Here is a 21,531-nt window from a genome sequence, read left to right on the forward strand (position 1 = left end):
CTTATGACTATTGATACAGCACTTAGCCGCTTTCAGCGCGCGACGTTTCACTTAAGCTTACCGGCACTAGCGGGGTTGCTGGCGGGGCTACTGCTGCTGCTGCTGGCAGGAGTGCAGCCGGTGCGGGCGCAAGGCCCGGGCAAGTACTCACTCGAAGGTGAATGGAAAGGCCCTCTGGCCGTGCCAGGCGGCAGTCTTCCCATTCAGCTTATCGTAACGGAGCTGGCCAGTGGCAACCGCTTTGCCGTGCTAAATGTGGTGCCTCAGCGCATCAACCGAATTCCTACGTCGGTGGAGCAACGGGGCGATACGGTGCTGTTTGTGGCCGAGCAGGTAGGTTGCCGGTTTAAGGGTGTGCGTACCCCCGAAGGCAACCGCCTGACCGGCATCTGGAGCCAGCCCGGCTATCAGGCGGCCCTCACGCTGGAGTTTGTGCCGCCCCCGGTGGCCGCCGCCCCCAAAAGTTTCAAGTTTCCGCCTCCCTACCGGGTGCAGGAGGTGAAATTCGCCAACGAAGCCGACAAAATCGTTTTCGCCGGTACGCTCACCATCCCGGCCGGCGAGGGGCCCTTCCCGGCGGTAGCGCTGCTCTCCGACTGGGGTGCCCAGGACCAGGATGGCCGCTATGGCGACTACAAACTGCTGGGCGGTTTGGCCGATTACCTGACCCGGCGCGGTATTGCCGTGCTGCGTTTCCCCGACCGGGGCGTGGGCGAAACCGGGAGCCGCACTGAGCTGAGCAGCCCCGAAGACCGGACCCGCGACGCCCAGACGGCCCTGCAGTTTATGCGCACCCAGCCGCTACTCGACAAAGCAAACCTGGGCTTGCTGGGCCACGGCGAAGGGGGCAACGTGGCGTTGCTGGCCGCCGGCCGCCCCTTGCCTCCGGCCTTTGTAATCACGCTGGCCGCCGCTGGGCAGTCGGGCCTGGAGGTGCTTAGCGCCCAGCCTGCCGTGGGCTGGCATGCCGCCATGGCCGATACGCTGCTGGCCCGTACCACCCGCGAGCGAAACGCTGCCCAGGTAGCCGCACAGAACCGGGTAGAGAAAATGCGCAGCAGTGGTGCCAACGCAGCGCAGCTACAGATACAGCAGGAACAGGTGTTTTTACGGCAGCGGGCCGAGGAGAAGAAGCGCCTGGAAGCCCTGGCCCGGGAGCAGCGGCCCCTGCTCGATATTGTGCGCCGCACCCCCGACGATGCCACTGCCCGCGACCTGCTGCTGCAGGCACTGCGAGTGCAACGCCCCAACCAGCCCGATTCGGCCTATGCTACGGTAGCCGACCGCCTCACTACGCCCTGGGCCCGCTCGTACCTACGCTTCTACCCTCAGCAGGAACTGGCCGCGGTACAGTGCCCGGTGCTGCTGCTACACGGCTCCGACGATTTGCTGCTTAGCCCCGACGTTAATCTCGGCCTGCTGACGAAAGGCCTGAAGGGCACCAAACTGGCTGAAAGCCGCCAGCTGGCTGGCGTCAACCACCTGTTTCAGGGCCCGGCCAACGAGTGGCCGCTTATCGACGGCCGGCAATCTCCGGCAGTATCCACAGCCGCCCTCGATGCCATCCGCAGCTGGATTCAGGCCCTGGCCCCACCAGCCAAGTAAAGTATACCTATCAGTCACTATAAAAATAAAGCAACTGGGGCCGTTTCCCATGAGAAAACGGCCCCAGTTGCTTTGTGGCAGCCAACAACGGCCACAGCTATTTTACGCTGCCCGGGCCAGCGGGGCCAGTACTTCAATGTCCAGAATCTCCACCACAAACCCCTGTTCTGGGGCGTAGCTTTTGCAATAAGACACCAGCAGCATCCGCCCCTTCGACGACTCGATAGTAGTAGTACAGATTTCGCCATAGGCCTGCTCTTTTTCCAGAAAAGGGCGCAGCTGCTCGATGGCGGGCAGGAACTCGGCAGGCAGCAAACCCTGGCGCTCCTGCAGTTGCACGGCACTCACGGGATACATAAAACGGGTGGGAAGCAACAACATAAAATCGGGGAAAGAATGACAGAATAACAACCCTGAAAAAACACCCCTATCCACTGGATAATTCCCTGAGTTATCGAAGCTGTTTACAAAGCCGTCAATGGTTGCGAAACTGTCATGCTGAGCTTGCCGAAGCATCTCTACTGCTTCGTAGCAGTCGTTCAACGAAACGGTAGAGATGCTTCGGCAAGCTCAGCATGACGTTCTTCCGACTTTGTAAACAGCTTCATTCTATTCGTAAGCCCCGTTCAACTATTGGTTTCCAAACCAATGGCAGCCCGATTTTACCGCTCCTAAATCACCAAGAAGCGCTTCTGCCTTTTCCTATCCGGGTAAGGGCCACACGAACTGATGACTTAAACAACGAGTTCGGCCAATACGGCCGTCGAGCCGCCCGTATCGTCGTCGGTTACCAGCAGTAGCTCGAAGCGGCCACGAGCCAGCTGGCGGCGCACGGCTACGCTTTCCACCTTGCCGAGGTAGGGCCGGCCGTCGGGCCAGAGCAGGCGGGCCAAAGCGGCAGTACCCGCTTTGGGGGGCAGAACGCCTACAAACGAACCCAGAACAGCCCCGTCGAGCACGGCGTCGGCCGTGTCTTCTACTGAAGCGGTTACAAACAGCCGGCCCGCAAACCAGGCGGCTCCCGAGAAACCGGCCGGCTTCCCATTAATAGCTGGCAGCTGAAAACGTTGTACCCGCACCGGGGGTGGCAGGGGCTGCCGGCGGTACAGAAAAGCCAATGTGGCGGCCAGCGGCATCCGAAACATCAGGTTGCCGCCAACGGCGGCCCCTACTGTGCGCTGCAACAGCAACAGCTCGGTTTCGGTAGCGGCAGCGGCCTCCAGGTTGAGCGTGGCCCCGGCTGGCAGATGCGGCCGCAAGGCCGCGTATAGCCCCGCCATACCTAATGGGTACACGCTGCCGGGCAATTTTTCGGGGCCGGCCAGCGGCACCCAGTAGCCCTGCTCGCGGGCCGGGGTGGCACCCGAGCCCAAGGCCAGCAGCCCGCTTGCACCATCGGTAGCACAAACAAAAGTCAGGCACTCCAGGTCGGGCTTGAGGTGCTTGGGAATGCGCCCCTGGCTGAAATGGGCCGTTTCGAACAGTGCCGTGGCCTCGTCGGTGGCCAGTGTGGCCGCATCGAGCCGGTAAAGCCACGGCGAGTCGTCGCCGATAATATAGAGCGCGTCGCCTATCAGTTCGGCGCCCGAAGCGGAGGGCAGATTAGGCAGAGCAACTTCGCGCTGAACTATAGCATGCATGGCAGCAATCGGGTAGCGGAGCCGCCGCGCCGGGCGCTCCAGAAGGATTACTTTACAATAGTGAACTCGACACGGCGGTTGAGCTTACGGGTATTTTCCTGGGCGTTGGAGGCGCGGGGCCGGCTGCCGCCCAAACCAATTGTGCTGATGCGGCGCTCGGCTACCCCCCGGCTCACGAGGTAGCGCTTCACCTCGTTCACGCGGTCTTCCGACAGCTTCACGTTCAGGTCGGCATTACCCTGGTTATCGGTGTGGCCTTCGAGGCGGATATTCACCATGGGATTATCCTCGAGGGTGCGGGCCAGACGGTTGAGCTCGGTGTAGGAGGCCGGTAGCAGCGTAAACTTGCCTTGGGCGAAGATGAGCGTCGGCAGCTCTAAGCTGGAGCCTACGGCAGCCGGCACGAGCGTCAGCTCAACACTGCGTGAGCCGGTCATAGTAATCGTGTCGGTGGCCGTGAGGTAGCCTACGCGGGTGGCCTGAATGCGGTAACGACCGGGTGGCAGCGTCATCTGGAAGGCGCCCAGCGCTACATCGGTACGGGCAGTGGCATTGAAGAGTAAGTCGTTGCCCAGGCGGTTTACCTGCACTTGGGTAGCCAGGGCCTTGTTGGTTTTGGCATTGAGCGTGCGGCCCGTGAGCAACGTGCGGGGCGTGGCGGGGGTAGGCGTAACCGCGGCTACCGGCGGGGCCACTACGGTATCGGGGGCGGCGGGCTTGGTACCGGTGGCCGTCCGGAACAGGTCGGCGGGGCCGTTTACCGAGGCAGTAGAGGAGAAAAACGCCTGTTTCTCATCCGCCGACAGGCTCAGATAGGCATTGAAGCCTGGCCCATTGATGGGAAAACCCAGGTTGCGCGGCTCGGTCCAGTTGGTCCAGGAGTCATCGAGGCGGGTGCTCACGAAAATATCGGCGCCCCCGTACCCGGCATGGCCATACGAGCTGAAGTACAACGTTTTGCCGTCAGCTGCCAGCCAGGGGGCGAAATCGAAGCCCGGCGAGTTGATGACGGCCCCCAGGTTGAGCGGCTGGGTCCAGAGGCCGCTGGGCGTGGGCCGGCTCACGTACAGGTCGTTAGCTCCTTCTGAGTCGCTGCGCTCCAGGCTCAGCAGCAAAATCTGCTCATCGGGGCTCATGAAGAAACCGGTTGCCGGGCCAGCCGAGTAGTAATTGGCCACTTCCACTTCCTGCGGCCGGTTTTTCTTGGCCGACACGTTGCGCGGCACCTTGCTCAGGCCCGCATCCTGAAACGAGCCGTCGCGCCCGTAGCTGCCGCGCACTATCAGGGCCCGGCCCTCCTCTACGATGCTCATCACGCCGTTGTGCTGGCTGGTATTGAGCACATCGAAGCGGGTAGCCGGGGCCCAGGTGCGGCCGTTGTTGGCCGAGGTACTCACCCAGATGTCGCCCGACTCAGTTACCCCTTCGGTGTTGCCAGCGAAGCGGGTGCGGCTGAAGTACAGCGTATTGCCATCGGGCGCTACAATGGGCTGCAGTTCGTTGCCGGCGGGCGTGTTCAGGCTCAGTAGCGGCTCGGGTACGCCAAAGCCGGGTAGCGAGGGGTCCAGGTTCAGGCGCAGCTTAAACAGCTTCCACTGCTGCGAGGCACGGTTCTGGGGTTTCTGGCCCACCACGGGTGTGCCGTTAAACTTGTCGGCCGCCGCCAGCGAAGCGCACTTGTCGTTGCCCCGGCTAACCAGCATAAAACTACCCAGCGGCCCCGAAGGCACCAGTTTCCATTGCTGGTAGAAGCTGCCGTCCCAGGGGCGCTGGCTCAGGGGCGCGTTTTCTTCAGGACCAGTGAGGGTAAGGCACTGGCCGGTATGGCGCACGACAATCCGGAAGAACTCGCTGCCCGCCGAAGCCGGCACAAAGCGCCACTGCTGGCTGTCGGTGTGGGTGAACTCCCATTGCACGGCGGCGGCCCCGGCTTCGGCCGAAGCATTGGTAATATCGAGCGAACGGCCGCTGCTACGCGCCACTACCCCATACCAGGCCGACGCATCGGGCAGTAGCGGGCCGCCCGGCTGGGCCTGGGCGCTGGCCGACAGCACAAAAAACAAGGAAACAAACCAGGTGGTCCGGCAAAGCAAAAGCTGAATCATGCACACAAAACGATGAACGAGCCGGCAAGTTACCCCATTTGCCGGGCTGCCTGCCTGTGCCCCCAACATCCCCCCCAACACCAGGGCACCACGCCTCCCAACGGAAGCACGGTGCCGGTTTACCAGGTTCAACCACCTGAGTAAGGGTTAGCGCGTGGCTAGTTGTTGTGCATATACTTGAAGCGCACGAACCGCTCGTTCTCGTAAATGGCCGCAAAATGGCCACCGGGAGTTGGGTTTTCGACTTTGCGTGGAGCAGACTTACGGTTGGTGGTAGCAGTGGCGGCGGCATGAGACCCAGCACTCATTGCTGGTACGTGGCAAATGAAGGAGAGAATTTTCGACGACATGGCAGCAGAAAGTTTATATGAGCAGAGACGTAACAGAGGAGTATTCTCGGCGGCTGAGGGTACCGTCGCCTGCAGAAAACGACGTTAGAGTGGCACCTTACAACATGACGATAGCTTTATTCAATTGAATGATACCAAGGTACATTTTTTATTGGTAAAATCTAAAACATCCTGCAAATACCCTGAAAAATACGTGGCAGCACGTAGGCGCGGTACTGCATCAGCTGCCAAAACAGCTTACCCTATGATTGTTGCACCGCAACTCTACGGAGCAGCAAGGAGGTAGCCCCCAGGCACAATACAGCCAAAACACCCGCCCTGCAACCCCATATCTTCTTTGGAAGGTGAGCGGTTGCGGGGCGGGTGTTTTGGTAGGTGGCTTGGTAGCAGCTACGTTAGCAGGTTGTGGCGGATAGCATATTGAATCAGCCCCACCACTGATTTGGAGTTGGTTTTTGCCAGCAGGTTGCGGCGGTGGGTTTCCACTGTTCGTTCGCTGATGAACAGGGCCTCGGCTATTTCCAGATTGGAGTGTTCGCGGGCCACGAGCTGCAGAATTTCCCGCTCGCGTGGGGTGATGGCAGGCGGGCGCACGGCCTCCAAGCCGGCAGCAATCTGCTGGCTTTGGAGCAATGTATCGGCTACATCCTGGCTGAAGTAGGTGCCACCCGCAGCTACCTGCCTGATGGCCGTGCTCAGTTCGGTGCGGGTGGCCGTTTTGAGCACGTAGCCCGCCCCACCGGCCTCCAGCACTTCGGCAACTGTAGTATGGTCATGAAACATGCTCAGGGCCAGCACGCGCACATCGGGCCAACCCGCCCGAATGGCACGGGCCAGCTCGATGCCACTCATACCGGGCATGCTCAGGTCGAGCAGAACCACGCGCACATGCGGGTGAATTTTGAGTAGTTCCAGCGCCTGCACCCCACCATTGGCTTGGGCCACCACCTGTAAATCAGCCTCGGGCAGCAGCATCTGACGGATGCCCTCCATTATCATCGGATGATCATCTACCAACAATAAGCTGATAATAGCTTCAGAAACAGGCAAAGCAGACATAAAATAAGACCTATGTAAAAGCAGGCCGCAGATATAGAATGCGAGCTGCAGAACGGTGGAGCAAAGCTTCGGCCTGGCATACCGAGAACTACAGCCACCCGCACTTAAGAAAGCTATACAGTAAGCTAATGCCCCGCTTGGTGCGTGCTACATTCCATCTGCCTATACGACCATACGAAACCCGGGGCTGTTGTAACGGGCCTGGGCTATAGGAAAGATACGTAAATCCGGGTGGGCGAACATGGGGTGAGGCCGTGCCTGGCAACATGACCGGGGCAATGGCAGTAAAGCAGAGAACTGCTGCTACTTTATTTTTCTCACCCGATTCTCACACATCTTCTTATGCGCAAAGGCACTCAAGTAAGCTGGAAATACGGCACCGGTACGGCCACCGGCAAAATCGAGGAAACCTATAGGGAATCCGTCAGCCGTAAAATCAAGGGGGCCGAAATCACCCGGAATGGCACGCCCGAAAACCCCGCCTACCTCATCGTGCAGGAAAACGGCGACAAAGTGCTCAAGCTGAAAAGCGAAGTGACGGCTGCCTCTTAGCACCGTTGGCGGCGCCCAACGCAAAAGCCCCGTCAGGAAATTCTGACGGGGCTTTTGCGTTGTTTAAAACCGTTGGACAGGTTTCTAGAGGTTGTCTTTATCGGGCTTGATGAAAGCTTCCTCGTCTATTTCGGTGGGCACTACCACCACGCCCTTCTGGAGCATAGAGTTGCGCTTGCCATACAGGAAATACACAACAAAGCCCAGCACCATCCAGATGGCCGCTACTTCCAGCGTGGCAATGTCGAGGCCGATGATAAGGGCCGAACACACAACCGCACCCATGATGGGTACCAGCGGGAAGCTTGCTGACGAGAGAGGGGCCCGGAACGGACGCGGCTGCTCGGGGTTCGACTTACGCATGATCCATACGCCCAGGCTTACCAGCACAAAGGCCAGCAACGTACCGAACGAGGTCAGGTCGCCGGCGAGGTTGCCGGGCACGAAAGCTGCAAACAGGCCCACGAACAGCATCAGGATGAGGTTGGATTTGTAGGGCGTGTTGAAGCGCGGGTGCAGTTCGGAGAAAGCCTTAGGCATCAGCCCGTCTTTGGCCATCGAGAAGAAAACCCGGCTCTGCCCCATCAGCATAACCAGCATAACCGACGTGAAGCCCAGCAGGATACCCACCGTAATGGCTGTGGCCAGCCAGCCGTAGCCGGTCATGTGCGCGCTAATGGCGTAGCTTACCGAGGCCTCTCCGCCCACGGCCGGATCAGCAAATTCGCGCCAGTTGGCCACGCCCGTCAGCACGTGCCCGAACAGGATGTAGAGGACAGTACAAAGCGCCAGCGAGCCAAGAATACCGATAGGCATGTCGCGCTTGGGGTTACGGGCTTCCTGCGCAGCCGTACTTACGGCGTCGAAACCAATAAAGGCGAAGAACACGATGCCCGCGCCGCCCAGAATGCCGCCCCAGCCGTGTTTGTTCCAGCCTTCGTAGGTGCGCACCACCTCACCGGCAGCGTTTTTCACTACGGCATCGGCCGGAATCAGGTAAGGTTCGTGGTTGGCGGGGTCGATGAACTGCCAGCCCACGCCGATGAAGACAATAACGATGAGCACTTTCAGCACCACAATGATGGCGTTGAACATGGCCGACTCCTGCGTGCCTTTCACCAGCAACAGGCTCAGGGCCACAATGATAAGCAGCGCCGGCAGGTTGATAATGCCCTGCTGGGCCACTCCGTCAATCACGGCGCGCTCCAGGGGCGAGTGGCTCAGACTATACGGTATGGCCGTCCCAAACGTCTCCAGCAGCTTGTTTAGGTACTCGCTCCAGGCAATGGACACGGTAGCCGCCCCCAGGGCGTATTCCATGATGAGTGCCCAACCGATAATCCAGGCCACCAACTCGCCCATCGTAGTATAGGCGTAGGTGTAAGCCGAGCCGGCAATGGGAATCATGGCGGCAAACTCGGCGTAGCACAGGCCGGCGAAAACGCAACCAAAGGCAGCCAGCACAAATGCCAGCGTTACGCCCGGGCCGGAGGCCTGCGCAGCAGCAGCGGCAGTGCGCACAAACAGGCCCGCTCCGATGATAGCGCCCACGCCCAGGGCTACCAGATTGCCCGCGCCCAGCGTCCGTTGCAGGGTGCCGTGCCCGGTGGAGTTGGCCTCGCCCAGGAGCACGGCCAGCGGTTTTTTGGCGAAAACATTTGCCATAGAGGGAAATGAAAATGTAAAGGAGTGAAAAGATGAGATATCAGGTAAGCGAAATGAACTGCCGCCTCTTTAGAAGGCCCAATATAGGGCGATAATCCGGTTTCGAAGGCCCTGTTTGCCTGCGCAGACAAAAAGCTACCCCCATTAAACCTACCGGGCGCACAGGGGTCTATCAGTCGAAAACCAAGTCCACAGACTCCTCTATCATGAAAAAGTTGCTCATTCTACTGGCCGCCGCAGCTCTGTCGGCCGGCACCGCTACTGCCCAGACTGCCAACCCCACGCCACGCTCTGCCAACGGCCGGCCGGAGCCGGCTACACCTGAACAGCTGGCCGACCGCCTCACCCAACAACTTACCCTTTCGGCCGACCAGCGCAAACAAATCGTAATCCTGGAACAGGCCCGCCGCTTAGAAATGCAAACAAGGCGTGGCCAGATGCAGTCTGGCGGCGACCGAACTGCCATGCGCCAGACTATGCAAACCGCCCGCGACAAGTACGATACTCAGCTCAAGAGCATTCTCACGGCCGACCAGTACAGCCAGTACACCCAGTTGCGTGAGGAGCGCGCCGACAACCGGGGCAGCCGGAAAATGAAGATGAAGACTAAAGGCTAAGACCCTGCTTGTAGCCTTGCACCATGAAAGCCCTGAGCCACCCGGTTCGGGGCTTTTTTGCGGGCCAACGGCGGCGCTTTAGTAGCAGGTTTTAGGGCCGGTGCGCACAACTTTTACAGCACAGCGCAGTTGGGTTACGTATATTTGAAAGTATGCTCCTTTGTAATGGCCGCCTAATGGCCTGGGCACCTTTCACCACACCCAACACCCCATGAGTCCTCTGCCCAGTAGTACCGGCTCGGTACAAATTCAGCAGTTTTACGATAAAGGCCTGGCCCACGCGAGCTACGCCATCCGCAGCGAAGGCCAGATTGCCCTCATCGACCCCGCCCGCGACCCGCAGCCCTACTACGATTTCGCCGATGAGCACGAGGCCCGCATTGTGGCCATCATCGAAACCCACCCCCACGCCGATTTTGTTAGTTCGCACCTCGAAATAGCGCAGGAAACCGGGGCTCCCATCTATATCAGCCGACTGGCCCAGGCCAGCTACCCCCACCAGACTTTCGACGACGGCCAGCGCATTGTGGTCGGCACCGTTGAGCTGCACGCGCTCAACACGCCCGGCCACTCGCCCGACTCTATTAGTATCCTGCTGATGGATGAGATGGCCCAGACCCGGGCCGTTTTTACCGGCGACACGCTGTTTGTGGGCGACGTAGGCCGACCCGATTTGCGCGAGTCCGACGCGGTAGGCGGGCACAGCCGCGAGTCGTTGGCGGCCCAGCTTTACCAAAGCACCCGTCAGAAGCTGATGACGCTGCCTGCCTCTACCAAGGTATACCCGGCCCACGGCCCCGGCTCGCTGTGCGGCAAAACCACCAGCCCCGACCTCGACTCCACCATCGGCAAAGAAACCAAAACCAACTACGCCCTGCAGCCCATGAGCGAGGAGGACTTTGTGAAGGCCCTGCTCGAAGATCAGCCGTTCATGCCCAAGTACTTCGGCCACAATGTGCTGCTCAACAAGCTGGGGGCCCAGCCCTTCGAAGACAGCATCCGGACGGTACCGCGCCTGCGCGACGAAACTGAACTGCTGCCCGGGGTACTCTTAATAGACACCCGTCCGGCCGATGCGTTTCGGGCCGGTCACCTGCCCGGAGCCATTAATTTGATGGATGGAGGCAAGTTTGAAACATGGCTGGGCTCGATTGTGGGCCCCGACGAGCCGTTCTACCTGCTGGCCGACTCGCAGATTGCCCTCGATGCCATCATTCGTAAAACGGCCAAAATCGGCTACGAAACCAACATCAAAGGCGCCCTGCTTGCCCCCCGCGAACAGCCCCACACCAATCCTGCCACCGATGTGGACCGCGTGCGCCAGCACCCTGAGGAGTTCACCATCGTCGATATCCGCAACCGTACCGAGGCCAAAGAACGGCTGTTCGAAAACGCGCTGGTCATCCCGTTACCCGAGCTGCGCGAGCGAACCGCCGAAATTCCAACCGACAAGCCCGTGCTGGTACATTGTGCCGGCGGCTACCGCTCGGCGGCCGGTGCCAGCATTGTGCAGGCGGCTTTGCCTGGAATGACGGTGTACGATTTATCGGAGGCAGTAACGTCTTTTCAGCCGCTGGTTATGTAAGGCGCTGGCGGGTCTGAGACAAAAAGCACTACCCGCTGCAACCTTTCGCTACAGTACGATATCTGAGGGTTGAAGCTGCTAAAGCTTTGACTCTCATTTTTTATAGAAGAAACCCTATGAAACATTTCCTGCTACTGCTGACACTTGGCACGCTCGGTTTTGCCGGGTGCAAGAAGGATGAGATATCCCTGGAATCCGGCCCTACCTGCATCAGCGAGAAGGCCCAACAGTTTGCGCAGGGTAACGGCTGCAAAACCAGCACACTTACGATAGGCGCCAGCGTAAAGGAATACCGCTTCCAGGATCGGCTGGTGTACGTCTTCGATCCGGGCAACTGCGGGGCCGACGAGGCGTCCCAGGTACTCGACGCAAGCTGCAAGACCATTGGCTTTCTGGGTGGCTTTGGGGGCAACATAACGGTAAACGGGGATTCATTCGAAAAAGCCGAGCTCAAGCGTACCCTCTGGCAGCAGTAGGCTGGCAGATAGTAGCCGGTTGCACTCCCGGACCCGACGCGCCGGGTTTCTGCGGAGCGAAGTACCTTCGTACCCATGCGCATTCTTCATACCGCCGACTGGCACCTGGGCCAGCGGTTTATTCAGGGGCACGAGCGAACCGAGGAGCATCGCCACTTCCTCGACTGGCTGGTGGCTACTATTGAGGCCGAGCAGGTTGAAGTGCTGGTGGTGGCCGGCGACATTTTCGATACCGGCTCGCCCTCCAACCAGGCCCTGGAGCTGTACTACGATTTCCTGCTGAAACTGCGCCAAACCGGCTGCCGCGACGTGGTGGTAGTGGGCGGCAACCACGATTCGCCGGCGACCCTGAACGCGCCGGCCCGGTTGCTGCGCCACCTGCGGGTGCATGTGGTGGGCTGCGTGCCCGAGTGTTTCGAGGACCAGGTGCTGGTGCTCGATGATGCCACCGGCAAGCCGGGCCTGGTGGTGTGCGCCGTGCCCTTTCTGCGCGACCGGGATGTGCGCCTCTCGGTGCCCGGCGAGAGTGCCGAGGAGCGCGAAACCCGCATCAGGCAGGGCCTGGCCGACCATTATGCCCGCGTAGCCGAGATAGAGCAGGTGTGGCAGCTAAAGGCGCTGGGGCTGCCCGTGCTGGCTACCGGCCACCTCTACGCCGCCGGCGCCGCCCCCTCAGACTCGGAGCGCACCATTCATGTGGGCAACCTGGGCCAGGTAACCGCCGACCACTTCCCGGCCGTGTTCGACTATGTGGCGCTGGGCCACCTGCACCGGCCCCAGCGGGTGGGTGGGCAGGCGCATATCCGCTATTCGGGCTCGCCTATTGCCTTATCGTTTTCCGAAGTCGACCACGCCAAGGAAGTACTGCTGGTAGAGTTTACAGCCGGCAAAGTGGCTGGCCTGCACAGCCGGCCGGTGCCGGGCGCACGGCGGTTGGTGCGCTTTCATGGCACACTGGACGAGGTGAGTACGGCCCTTATGGCCTACGACAATGCCGGTTACGCGCTGCCGGCCTGGGCCGACGTGCAGATACACTCCGAGCTGAGCCAGCTGGAAGTAGCCGAAACGCTGCTGAAGGTGATTGATGCCCTCGACCGACAGCGGCTCGTGGTGCTGGCCCGGCGGCACCTGCGCCTGCTAACCCTGCGGCCGCTGGGGGCCACCGAGGAAACCGAGGCCAGCCTCACCCGCAGCCTGCACGATTTTACGGCCCGCGAAGTGTTTGAACAGCGCCTGGAAGCCGAGCCGGCTGAGGCCCGTGCCGAGCTGCTGCGCACGTTCGATGAGTTGCTGGAAAGCCTGTAGAAGGCGACTTCTTGGTCGTCGGCCGTGGTGAGTCTTGTATCTTTGGCTCAGCGAGCCGGAACGCCCTTGCCGTGCTGCAGCTCGCTACCCTGGGCCCGCGGCAGCTTGTAGCCGCCGGCCTGCGTACTCCTACCCTGCTGGTTTCTATGGCTGTATCTCAAATCGTTCGTCCGCTGGTGCGGCCCTTTGCCGAGTTTTTCCGTCGCGAGGCGGCGGGCGGCATCATGCTGATGGCCAGTGCTGTGCTGGCCCTTATACTGGCCAACAGCAACTGGGGGCCGGCGCACTTTTTCCCGCAGTTCTGGGACAAGCACCTCAACCTCACCGTTAATGGTCTGGGCCTGAACCTGAGTTTGCTGCACTGGATCAACGACGGGCTGATGAGTATTTTCTTTCTCATCGTGGGCCTGGAAATCAAGCGTGAGCTCCTGGAGGGCGAGCTTTCGGACCGGCGGCAGGCCACGCTGCCCATTGCGGCGGCCATTGGCGGCATGGTGGTGCCGGCGCTGGTGTACTTTCTTATCAACCGGGGCGAGCCCGCCGCCAACGCCTGGGGCATCCCGATGGCAACCGACATTGCCTTTGCGCTGGCCGTACTGCAGCTGCTGGGCCCGCGCGTGCCGCTGGGCCTCAAGGTATTCCTCACGGCCCTGGCCATTGTTGATGACCTGGGGGCCGTGCTGGTAATTGCCGGCTACTACACTACCAACCTGCACCTCAACTACCTATACCTGGCCCTGGGCGTGTGGGTGCTGCTGATGAACCTGAACCTGCTGGGCGTGCGCAGTCTGGTAGTGTATATGCCGTTGGGGGTACTGCTGTGGTTTTTCATGCACGAGTCGGGCGTGCACGCCACGCTGGCGGGCGTTATGCTGGCCTTTACAATTCCGTCGCGCATTGGCATGGCCAAGCCCGAGCTGCTACTGATGCTCAATAGCCGCCTGAGTATGCTGCAGGACGAGGTGCATGGTGCGGGAGCCAACCCGCGCATTATCAGCGAAGAGCTGGAGTACCTTTCCGACTCTATCAGCTCGCCGGCCCAGAAGCTGGAGCAGCGCCTGCACTCGGTGGTAGCCTTCGTGATTATCCCGCTCTTCGCCTTCGCCAACACCAGCCTCGAAATCGACGCCTCGGTGTTCCGCGACCTGCTTACGCCGCTGGGACTGGGCATCATCCTGGGCCTCACGGTGGGCAAGCCGCTGGGTATTGGGGCCCTGAGCTGGCTGAGTATCCGGCTGGGCTGGGCCTCGCTGCCGGCCGGCGTTACGTGGCGGCACATCTGGGGGGCGGGCCTGCTGGGCGGTATCGGCTTCACCATGTCGCTGTTTATCACGCTGCTGGCTTTGGGCGAGCACACGGCCGGCGAGCCGGTAGCCAAGCTGGCCATCCTCACCGCCTCGTTCATCTCCGGCACCCTGGGCTTTTTGCTGTTACGCACCACGCCGCTGCCAAAAGTGGAGATTATCAGTGGGCGGTAGCTCACACCAAGCGGTGTAAAACGGTGTAGGGTGCGGAGCTTGCCCCCGCCCGCTTGTCGGCTACCACCCATCGGACCCTTCGCACGGCGTTAAAAACGCTTGGTGCCCTGGTGGCCCCAGGCAAAGCCAGTTTATCAACAACGAGCGGGTCATGCTGCCAGAGCGCGGCTATTACGTCTTCGTGCATCCTTTTCAGGTAGTTGCCGGCCGGGTGCTGGTAGAACTTCAGCAACTGGTGCGGGTATTGGTTCAGGCGCTGCGCCTGAATGAGAAGCACAACCGGGTTCGTGACAGGCGAGAAACACCCGGTCGGGATGTGGCTGTCCTGTAATGGTAAGCTAGCAAACAGCCCCGGCCGAAGGGCTTATCTTTGCAGCGCCCTACTCCTGCCCCATTTATTCCGCATGAAAATTCTCCGCGTCCGCTTCCTCAACCTCAACTCTTTGCGCGGCGAGCATTTCGTGGATTTCAGCATTGCCCCGCTGGCCGATGCGGGTTTGTTTGCCATTACCGGGGCTACCGGGGCGGGCAAAACCACCATCCTCGACGCCATTACGCTGGCCCTGTATGGCCAGGTACCCCGCCACGAAACCACGGGGCCCGAGCACGTAATGAGCCATGGTACGGGCGAGAGCTGGGCCGAGGTGGAGTTTGAGGTAAACGGGCAGCAGTACCGCAGCAAATGGGGCCAGTACCGCGCCCGCAAGCGCGCCGGCGCCAATCTGCAGGACCCTAAAATGGAGCTCAGCGAGCGGAAGCAGGCCGAAGACGGCACCGAAACCTGGGAGTTTCTGGAAACCTACAAGGCCAAGGTGCCGCGCCGGGTAGCCGAGCTGAGTGGGCTTGAGTACAAGCAGTTCCTGCGCTCGGTGCTGCTGGCCCAGGGCGACTTCACGCGGTTTCTGAAGGCCCCGGCTGGCGAGCGGGCCCAGCTGCTGGAAAAAATCACCGACACCAAGAAGTACTCCGATATTTCGCGGGCAGCTTTCGAGCGTGCCAAGCACGAAACCCAGCAGGTGGAGCAGCTGCGCCAGGGCCTGAACGGTGTGGCGCTGCTCTCGCCCGAGGAAGTAGCTTTTCTGGAAGAAGAAGCCCACAGCCTGACCCGCCAGCTGACCGAGGCCACTGCCCGCCAGGAGCAGCTACGCGAAACCCAGCGCTGGCACCAGCGCCTGCACGATTTGCAGCAGAAGCAGCTCGGAGCCGAGCAGCGCCGCCGGCAGCTGGCCGCGCAGGCCGAAACCCTGGCTCCGCAGGCGCAGCGCCTGGCGTTGCACCTGCAGGCCCTGCCCTTTGCCCCCGAGCTGGCGCTGCTGCGCCAGGACGCCGGGCAGCTGGCCCGCCTGCAGGCCGAAGCCGAGCGCCTGCGCCAGCAGCTGCCCCGGCTACAGGAGCGTCGCGCCGCCGCCGAAACTGCCCACACCGCCGCCCGCGAGGCCCTCGAAAGCGCCACCGCTACCCGCGAGGCCCAGGCGCCGGTGCTGCTGGCCGCCGAAAAGCTCGACCTCATCATTGCCCAGCAAGTCCGGGAGCTGGACGGCCGCCGCCAGGAGTACCAGCAGCGCAACGAAGCCTGCAAACGCCTGAGCGCCGAGCTGGCCACCATTAGCGCCCGCAGCCAGCAGGCCCACGAGCAGCTTGCCACAACTACTGCCTGGCTTCGCGAGCATGGCCGCCGGGCCGAGATGCTGGACGCTTTTGCCACGTTTACGGGCCTGGTGCAGGACTGGGACCGGCTGCGCACCGAAGATGGCCAGTTGAACCTGCGCGTAACTACGCTTGCCAGCCGCCTGCACACGGCCCGGCAACAGGAGCAGCAGGCCACCGCCGCCGCCCGCCTCGCCCGCCAGCACCTCGAAGCCGCCGACCAGCAAATGCAGGTTGCCGCCGCCACCCGCGACGAGCGGCTGCGCCTGCTACACCACCACATACAGACGCTACGCCGGGAGCTGGCCGAAAAAGAAACCCACCGCGAAACGCAGCGCCAGCTGGCCCAGGCCCAGCAGCTCATCCTCAGCCACGAAGAGGCCCGGCGGCAGCTGGAGCCCCACGCACCCTGCCCGCTGTGCGGCGCTTTGGAGCACCCGTACGCAGCCGGCGTGCTCGGGCTCACCGATGCCGGGCTAGCGCAGGAGCAGGCCAAAGTGGAAAGCCTGACCCAGGAAGCCCACGCCCTCAACACCCGCATCAACCGCCTCAGCACCTTTCTCAACCTGCTCGAAAATGCCGGCGGCGACGCCAGCCGCATAGCGCCCGACGCCCCGCTGCAGTTCGTGACGCCAGCCCGCGAGGAAGCCATACCCGCCGAAAGCCGGGCGCTGGTGCAGCAACTTCAGGACCTAAATAAGCAACGGGCTGAGGCCGAAATGCAACTGGCCAGTGCCCTGGCCGCGCAGCTGGCCGCCCAAAACGCTCAGGTAGGCAGCCAGCAGGACTTGCACGAAACCCAGCAACAGCTCCGCGACGTGCAGGAGCAGTTGCCCCATATAAAAACCCAGCTGGAAAGCCTGCTGACCAACTTCGACCTGACCTTTACGGGGGAAAACGGCGCCGCCATGATCACGCAGCTCCGGACCCTGGAAGCCGAGTTCAAAGCCCGTCAGGCTGAATTCAATGAAGCCACCAAGCAAGTCGAAACAGATCAAGTACGCATCGACCACCTTATTATAGAAAAGCAAAAAGCGCAAGCTTGGCTGCAGGAAAACAAGCAGAGTTTAGTCGAGCAAAACCGCGCCATTGAGCAGCAGCGAACCGAGCGGGTGGCCCTGTTGCCCGAATCCGACGTGGCTGGGGTGCGGCAGGCGCTGGAGCAGGCCGTGAAATCGGCCGGCCAGCGCCGCGAGCAGGCCGATGCGCAGTTCCGCCAGCACGATACGGCCCTTACGGTGGCCGCCGACCAGCTTCGCCAGCGCGAGCAGGATGCCACGGCCCAGCAACTCGCTCACAACCAGCGCCACGCCAGCCTCGCGGCAGCCCTGGCCGCCGCCGGCCTCGCCCCCGAACCCGCCGCGCTGCAGCCCCTACTACTTCCGCAATCCGAAGCCACCACCCTGCAAACCCAGTTGCAGCAGCACGAGCAAGATGCGGCCCTGGCCGAGCGGGTGTTGCTGGATGCCGGCACCGAGCTGGAGCAACAGGCGGCCCGCGCCCTCACCACCGATGCCCCCGAGCACACGGCCCAGCAACTGTCGGCGGCCAACGAGCAGCTGGCCACGCTTAACCAGCAGCTGGGGCAGCGCCAAGAGCGCCTCAGCGCCCACCGCGCCGGCCAGCAGCGCCACGCCGAGCTGGCCACAGCCCTCGAAAGCCAGCAGCAGCAGGCCCTGCGCTGGCGGCACCTGGCCGAGCTTATCGGCTCGGCCGACGGCAAGAAGTTCAGCGAATTTGCCCAGGGCCTCACGCTGGCCCGCCTCGTCGATCTGGCCAACCGCCACCTGCAACGCTTCACCGACCGCTACCGCATCCTGCGCCACGCCGAGCAGCACCTCGATCTGCTCATCCAGGACGAGTATCAGGCCGGTGCCGTGCGCTCGATGAACTCGCTTTCGGGTGGTGAAAGCTTCCTGGTGAGCCTGGCGCTGGCCCTGGGCCTGTCGGAGCTGGCTGGCCGCCGCACCCAAATCGACACGCTTTTCATCGACGAAGGCTTCGGTACGCTCGACCCCGATACGCTCGACGTGGCTCTTTCGGCCCTCGAAATGCTGCAGGGTACCGGCAAAACCATTGGTATTATCTCGCACGTCGAAGCCCTCAAGGAGCGCGTCAGCACCCAAATAAACGTCCGCAAAGGCACCGGCGGTATCAGCTCACTGCAGGTGCTGGGCTTTGGCGAGTGAGAGGTAAGAAATAAGAGGGGAAATTGAGAACTGAGTAGTGAGTAGTGAGTAGTGAGTAGTGAGTAGTGAGTAGTGAGTGAGGTACGGAACCTGGGGGGAATAGACCGTCATTCTGAGCGGAGCCGGAGGCGTAGTCGAAGAATCTCTACCGTAATGGTAATCCTGTTGGCTGCAACGGGACAGTAGAGATTCTTCGACTGCACCTCCGGCTTCGCTCAGGATAACGTGCCTTTTCTCAGTTCTCAGTTCTCAACATCCCCCCACTCCCCGGCGCCTTCACCTCCGCCCAGCTCCAGTACTTTTTCGGCTCGATACCCGCGTAGGCGGCTTCGAAAAACGCTACCACTTGCTGCTCCAGCTCGGCGGGCACAATAGAGGAAGCAAAAATCGGACGCTGATCGGGGTCGGCGTAGCGCTGGGGCTTGCTGAGGGCGCGGCCGCTCAGGCGTAGCAGCGGGCCGGTGTCGGTAATGCCTTCGTGGGTCCAGCGGCGGGCGGTCTTTTCCAGCTCGTTCAGGCGGTCGGCCAGGGCACCGAGGGGCAGGCGGGGCAGGGTGGGGCGGCTTTCCAGGTCAATCCAGGTGGTGTATTTATACTCGAATTCGTAGCGCTGGCCGTCGTAGAGGCTCAGCACCATATCGGTGCCAATGCTGGGGCCGAACAGGGCATAGTAAGGCACTGGCTCGGGCGTCTGTACCACCGTCAGGCCGATGGCGGGGTAGCGGCGCACGGTGGTGGCAGGCCCCTGCACAGCGGCTACGGCTTGCTTGATGTGCGCAAACGCAGGCTCCCAGGCGGCGCGGGCGGCCTTGGGGTTTTCCAGCAACTCGGCGAAGCGGGGCAGAAACCAGGCGAATTTTTCGGCGGAGGCCTCATCTTCGCGGCGGCGGCGGGCAGGAGCCCCAAACGGCTCGTAGAAGCGGGCCCTTTCTTCGGCATTCAACCAGCAAACCAGTTGCAGGGCATGGTCGGCGAGCGGGTGGTGCCAGTCAATTTCGCGGAAGTCGCCAAGCGTGGCCACCAGGCGCAACAGGGGCTCGTGGCGCAGGGCCAACTCGGGGTTCAGCAGCGCCCACACGCCCACAAATCCATCCACATCAAAATGGTTGGCCGTTACGGCGCGCGCCTGCAGCCCAGGCGTAGCGGGGGCATGCAGGGCCCGCAGCGCCGAACCGGCGCTGGTATCGTCGCGCAGGGCCACGGGGGTGGCCGCCCCGCGCCAGTGCGCCAGCGTAAGCGCGGCCCCCAGCCCCGTGCTGTCGACCACAATGGTAGGCTGCCGGCGCAATGCCTGAAAGGGAACGAAGTATCGAGACAAGGAGTAAGCAGTCAGTCAGTTGAAAAGAAACAAGAGAGACATTCTGCACCTACCATCCGCGAAGCCGGCGGCAGAATTGAATACTTTCTGCTGCAATACTACTGCTATCCGCCACAAGGAGGTGGCTGGCAATTTCGGCTTCGCGGGCGCCGGAGACAGAAAAACGTTCTTCCCCGCATCCTTCCCGCGCCTTGCGGCCTGCGTTTCAGCGCCGCCCCGCACGCCGGTTACTGATGCGCTCTACCCGGCTGCGGCGAATCCAGTGCAGGTATTTCTGCAGCTCCTCGGCTGTGCGCAGCTGCTCTATACTAGCGTAGCGGCGGGCCAGGGCTTTGTTATCGAGCAGCAGATGAATGGTGCTGTGGCAGGGCTGGCACAGGTCGGCGGTGGGGCCGTGGCGCCCGCCCTCCTCGCGGGGCACCAGGTGGTGGCGCGACGTGCGCTGCACCTCCCGCTCGCACAGTGCGCACCGCTGGCCCTCCGGTTCTTCGGCAGTAGTTGTAGTGATATTACCAGACATAAACGAACCCAGTTGTTGGCAGGGACTGATGGACCGCATGGTGCGGCCAGTTGCCGGATTTTGCCAATTTCGCGGCTGTGTTCAGCAGTACACTCCGGTCGGCAAACATGTTGGCGGGCTACTACTTAACCCCGCAAAACCACACCGGGTTTCAGCAGCGCCGCACCTATTCCTTGCTTTCGTTATCCGTCGTTCAAGTAATAATACAATCACAATAATTTAAATGCCATAATCTTGTAGAAATAACCTGGATAGTATTTATATTTGATTACTTCTTGTATATATTCCCAAATATTACCCGGCTACCTCAGCACTGTCGGGAAGCAAGAACCATCTTCTCGTTGACACTCTTTTTCACTCTTTTGCCGCCGTCTATGCGTCTTTCTACTCTTGATTTTGTTTTGCGCCGTCTGGTGCCTTCTGCTGCGCTGCTGTTTGTGCTGGCGGTTTTTTCCCCTTCGCAGGCGCGGGCCCAAACCTGGCTCGTATCCACCGAAACCTTTGCCAAGCTGGGCGTGGTTGATAAGTTCGGACAGCTGGGTGCCTACTCGGCCAAATTCGTGGTAACGAGCCAGCGCACCGGCAAGGCCTTCTTTCTAGTGAAGGAAATTGAGAAGGGCCAGAACGGCGTTGATGTGCTGTTTCCTTCGCTGGCTACTGAGGCCGACTACTTCAAGGCCTCTTCTGGCGAGGCGGGCACGGCTGCGCCTGGTGCCTACACCTGGGAATGCCAGGTAAACGGCAAAAAAGTGGTGGGCGGCAGTTTCAGCTTCTCCGAAGTAGCCAACGATGTAAACCTGATAACCAAGCAGTAACCGGCAAGCCCGCTTTTGCCCCTTCCTACCTAAAGCCCGGTGCCAGCGCACCGGGCTTTTTGCATGCCGCCGGACCGGTTCCGCTACTTTTGCCGGGCAGCCGCGTACCTCTATGTGTCGCTCATTTTGGCGCCGACCAACTTTCTATTACTCTCGTTATGCCTAAAAAATCGTTTTCCGAACTCCTCAACAGCCCTGGCATGCCGGTTCTGGTTGATTTCTATGCCGATTGGTGTGGCCCCTGCAAAACGATGGCCCCTATTCTGGAGCAGGTAGCCAGCCAGCACCAGGGCAAGCTCAAGGTTATTAAAATCGACGTCGACAAGAACCAGGCAGTAGCCCAGCAGTTTCGGGTTCAGAGCATTCCTACCCTGATTTTATTTCATCAGGGGCAGCCGGTCTGGCGACAGGCAGGCGTGGTGCCCGCCGCCCAGATAAGCCAGGCCATACAAGGAGCCATAAAGTAGGGCCGAACGCCCAGTAAGTAGGTCCTACCTGAACGACGTAGGGGCGGGGCTTGTCCCCGCCCGCCGTTGAACGAGTACTATTGAACGATTCCCGTTGAAGCGGCGCGAACGGCGGGCGACGACAAGCCCCGCCCCTAC

General features: G+C 61.3%; 19 protein-coding genes. 11 read left to right on the forward strand and 8 right to left on the reverse strand.

Annotation, left to right across the window (positions count from 1 at the left end; all coding sequences use genetic code 11):
* Window positions 1-3: 3 nt before the first annotated feature.
* Complete coding sequence (locus J7E24_RS08825) at window positions 4-1,605, forward strand: serine aminopeptidase domain-containing protein (RefSeq protein WP_215137259.1); 1,602 nt, start codon at window positions 4-6, stop codon at window positions 1,603-1,605.
* Between the two features lie 102 nt (window positions 1,606-1,707).
* On the opposite strand, the gene J7E24_RS08830 is transcribed toward J7E24_RS08825, so the two are convergent.
* The 5 genes from J7E24_RS08830 to J7E24_RS08850 form a co-directional block, all read right to left on the reverse strand.
* A complete protein-coding gene (locus J7E24_RS08830) occupies window positions 1,708-1,986 on the reverse strand; it encodes a hypothetical protein (RefSeq protein ID WP_215137261.1) in 279 nt (92 codons plus the stop codon).
* 353 nt (window positions 1,987-2,339) lie between these two features.
* On the reverse strand, window positions 2,340-3,245 hold the full coding sequence (locus J7E24_RS08835; protein WP_215137263.1) for a DUF6929 family protein: 906 nt from the start codon (window positions 3,243-3,245) through the stop codon (window positions 2,340-2,342).
* Window positions 3,246-3,292: 47 nt separating this feature from the next.
* Window positions 3,293-5,350 (reverse strand): RICIN domain-containing protein, encoded by a 2,058-nt coding sequence (locus J7E24_RS08840; protein ID WP_215137265.1) that lies wholly within the window; start codon window positions 5,348-5,350, stop codon window positions 3,293-3,295.
* 158 nt (window positions 5,351-5,508) lie between these two features.
* A complete protein-coding gene (locus J7E24_RS08845; RefSeq protein WP_215137267.1) occupies window positions 5,509-5,700 on the reverse strand; it encodes a hypothetical protein in 192 nt (63 codons plus the stop codon).
* A 390-nt stretch (window positions 5,701-6,090) separates the two neighbouring features.
* The gene (locus tag J7E24_RS08850) at window positions 6,091-6,750 is read right to left on the reverse strand and encodes a response regulator (protein ID WP_215137268.1); all 660 of its coding nucleotides are present in this window, start codon (window positions 6,748-6,750) and stop codon (window positions 6,091-6,093) included.
* Window positions 6,751-7,101: 351 nt separating this feature from the next.
* On the opposite strand from J7E24_RS08850, the gene J7E24_RS08855 reads away from it, so the two are divergent.
* Window positions 7,102-7,311 (forward strand): DUF2945 domain-containing protein, encoded by a 210-nt coding sequence (locus tag J7E24_RS08855; RefSeq protein ID WP_215137270.1) that lies wholly within the window; start codon window positions 7,102-7,104, stop codon window positions 7,309-7,311.
* A gap of 84 nt (window positions 7,312-7,395) precedes the next feature.
* Here J7E24_RS08855 and J7E24_RS08860 read toward each other — a convergent pair whose 3' ends face one another.
* A complete protein-coding gene (locus tag J7E24_RS08860; RefSeq protein WP_215137272.1) occupies window positions 7,396-8,976 on the reverse strand; it encodes an amino acid permease in 1,581 nt (526 codons plus the stop codon).
* A gap of 206 nt (window positions 8,977-9,182) precedes the next feature.
* On the opposite strand from J7E24_RS08860, the gene J7E24_RS08865 reads away from it, so the two are divergent.
* The 7 genes from J7E24_RS08865 to J7E24_RS08895 all read left to right on the forward strand — a co-directional run bounded on the left by J7E24_RS08865 (window position 9,183) and on the right by J7E24_RS08895 (window position 18,273).
* A complete protein-coding gene (locus J7E24_RS08865; RefSeq protein ID WP_215137274.1) occupies window positions 9,183-9,593 on the forward strand; it encodes a DUF4890 domain-containing protein in 411 nt (136 codons plus the stop codon).
* Window positions 9,594-9,804: 211 nt separating this feature from the next.
* The gene (locus J7E24_RS08870) at window positions 9,805-11,178 is read left to right on the forward strand and encodes an MBL fold metallo-hydrolase (RefSeq protein WP_215137276.1); all 1,374 of its coding nucleotides are present in this window, start codon (window positions 9,805-9,807) and stop codon (window positions 11,176-11,178) included.
* Between the two features lie 116 nt (window positions 11,179-11,294).
* The gene (locus J7E24_RS08875; RefSeq protein WP_215137278.1) at window positions 11,295-11,654 is read left to right on the forward strand and encodes a DUF6970 domain-containing protein; all 360 of its coding nucleotides are present in this window, start codon (window positions 11,295-11,297) and stop codon (window positions 11,652-11,654) included.
* Window positions 11,655-11,729: 75 nt separating this feature from the next.
* A complete protein-coding gene (gene sbcD, locus J7E24_RS08880) occupies window positions 11,730-12,959 on the forward strand; it encodes an exonuclease subunit SbcD (protein WP_215137280.1) in 1,230 nt (409 codons plus the stop codon).
* Window positions 12,960-13,105: 146 nt separating this feature from the next.
* Window positions 13,106-14,437 (forward strand): Na+/H+ antiporter NhaA, encoded by a 1,332-nt coding sequence (gene nhaA, locus J7E24_RS08885; protein WP_215137282.1) that lies wholly within the window; start codon window positions 13,106-13,108, stop codon window positions 14,435-14,437.
* 151 nt (window positions 14,438-14,588) lie between these two features.
* Window positions 14,589-14,768, forward strand: coding sequence for a hypothetical protein (locus tag J7E24_RS08890; protein ID WP_215137284.1), 180 nt, complete (start codon window positions 14,589-14,591; stop codon window positions 14,766-14,768).
* A 73-nt stretch (window positions 14,769-14,841) separates the two neighbouring features.
* A complete protein-coding gene (locus J7E24_RS08895; RefSeq protein WP_215137286.1) occupies window positions 14,842-18,273 on the forward strand; it encodes an AAA family ATPase in 3,432 nt (1,143 codons plus the stop codon).
* A gap of 235 nt (window positions 18,274-18,508) precedes the next feature.
* On the opposite strand, the gene J7E24_RS08900 is transcribed toward J7E24_RS08895, so the two are convergent.
* Both J7E24_RS08900 and J7E24_RS08905 read right to left on the reverse strand, forming a co-directional pair.
* Complete coding sequence (locus J7E24_RS08900) at window positions 18,509-19,591, reverse strand: DUF6687 family protein (RefSeq protein WP_215137288.1); 1,083 nt, start codon at window positions 19,589-19,591, stop codon at window positions 18,509-18,511.
* 205 nt (window positions 19,592-19,796) lie between these two features.
* Entirely contained in the window at window positions 19,797-20,111 is a 315-nt protein-coding gene (locus J7E24_RS08905) for an HNH endonuclease (RefSeq protein WP_215137290.1), read from the reverse strand.
* A gap of 374 nt (window positions 20,112-20,485) precedes the next feature.
* Between J7E24_RS08905 and J7E24_RS08910 the strand changes: the two genes are divergently transcribed.
* Both J7E24_RS08910 and trxA read left to right on the forward strand, forming a co-directional pair.
* Complete coding sequence (locus J7E24_RS08910; protein ID WP_215137291.1) at window positions 20,486-20,926, forward strand: hypothetical protein; 441 nt, start codon at window positions 20,486-20,488, stop codon at window positions 20,924-20,926.
* Window positions 20,927-21,084: 158 nt separating this feature from the next.
* Complete coding sequence (trxA, locus tag J7E24_RS08915) at window positions 21,085-21,393, forward strand: thioredoxin (RefSeq protein WP_116943115.1); 309 nt, start codon at window positions 21,085-21,087, stop codon at window positions 21,391-21,393.
* Window positions 21,394-21,531 lie beyond the last annotated feature (138 nt).

The sequence above is a fragment of the Hymenobacter sp. ISL-91 genome (assembly GCF_018613725.1).
GTDB lineage: Bacteria > Bacteroidota > Bacteroidia > Cytophagales > Hymenobacteraceae > Hymenobacter.

Excerpts from the sequence above, each read along its gene's own strand:
- J7E24_RS08825 (WP_215137259.1), top strand. The coding sequence starts at position 4 with ATGACTATTGATACAGCACTTAGCCGCTTTCAGCGCGCGACGTTTCAC.
- J7E24_RS08830 (WP_215137261.1), bottom strand. The coding sequence starts at position 1,986 with ATGTTGTTGCTTCCCACCCGTTTTATGTATCCCGTGAGTGCCGTGCAA.
- J7E24_RS08835 (WP_215137263.1), bottom strand. The coding sequence starts at position 3,245 with ATGCATGCTATAGTTCAGCGCGAAGTTGCTCTGCCTAATCTGCCCTCC.
- J7E24_RS08840 (WP_215137265.1), bottom strand. The coding sequence starts at position 5,350 with ATGATTCAGCTTTTGCTTTGCCGGACCACCTGGTTTGTTTCCTTGTTT.
- J7E24_RS08845 (WP_215137267.1), bottom strand. The coding sequence starts at position 5,700 with ATGTCGTCGAAAATTCTCTCCTTCATTTGCCACGTACCAGCAATGAGT.
- J7E24_RS08855 (WP_215137270.1), top strand. The coding sequence starts at position 7,102 with ATGCGCAAAGGCACTCAAGTAAGCTGGAAATACGGCACCGGTACGGCC.
- J7E24_RS08860 (WP_215137272.1), bottom strand. The coding sequence starts at position 8,976 with ATGGCAAATGTTTTCGCCAAAAAACCGCTGGCCGTGCTCCTGGGCGAG.
- J7E24_RS08865 (WP_215137274.1), top strand. The coding sequence starts at position 9,183 with ATGAAAAAGTTGCTCATTCTACTGGCCGCCGCAGCTCTGTCGGCCGGC.
- J7E24_RS08870 (WP_215137276.1), top strand. The coding sequence starts at position 9,805 with ATGAGTCCTCTGCCCAGTAGTACCGGCTCGGTACAAATTCAGCAGTTT.
- J7E24_RS08875 (WP_215137278.1), top strand. The coding sequence starts at position 11,295 with ATGAAACATTTCCTGCTACTGCTGACACTTGGCACGCTCGGTTTTGCC.
- sbcD (WP_215137280.1), top strand. The coding sequence starts at position 11,730 with ATGCGCATTCTTCATACCGCCGACTGGCACCTGGGCCAGCGGTTTATT.
- nhaA (WP_215137282.1), top strand. The coding sequence starts at position 13,106 with ATGGCTGTATCTCAAATCGTTCGTCCGCTGGTGCGGCCCTTTGCCGAG.
- J7E24_RS08890 (WP_215137284.1), top strand. The coding sequence starts at position 14,589 with ATGCTGCCAGAGCGCGGCTATTACGTCTTCGTGCATCCTTTTCAGGTA.
- J7E24_RS08895 (WP_215137286.1), top strand. The coding sequence starts at position 14,842 with ATGAAAATTCTCCGCGTCCGCTTCCTCAACCTCAACTCTTTGCGCGGC.
- J7E24_RS08905 (WP_215137290.1), bottom strand. The coding sequence starts at position 20,111 with ATGTCTGGTAATATCACTACAACTACTGCCGAAGAACCGGAGGGCCAG.
- J7E24_RS08910 (WP_215137291.1), top strand. The coding sequence starts at position 20,486 with ATGCGTCTTTCTACTCTTGATTTTGTTTTGCGCCGTCTGGTGCCTTCT.
- trxA (WP_116943115.1), top strand. The coding sequence starts at position 21,085 with ATGCCTAAAAAATCGTTTTCCGAACTCCTCAACAGCCCTGGCATGCCG.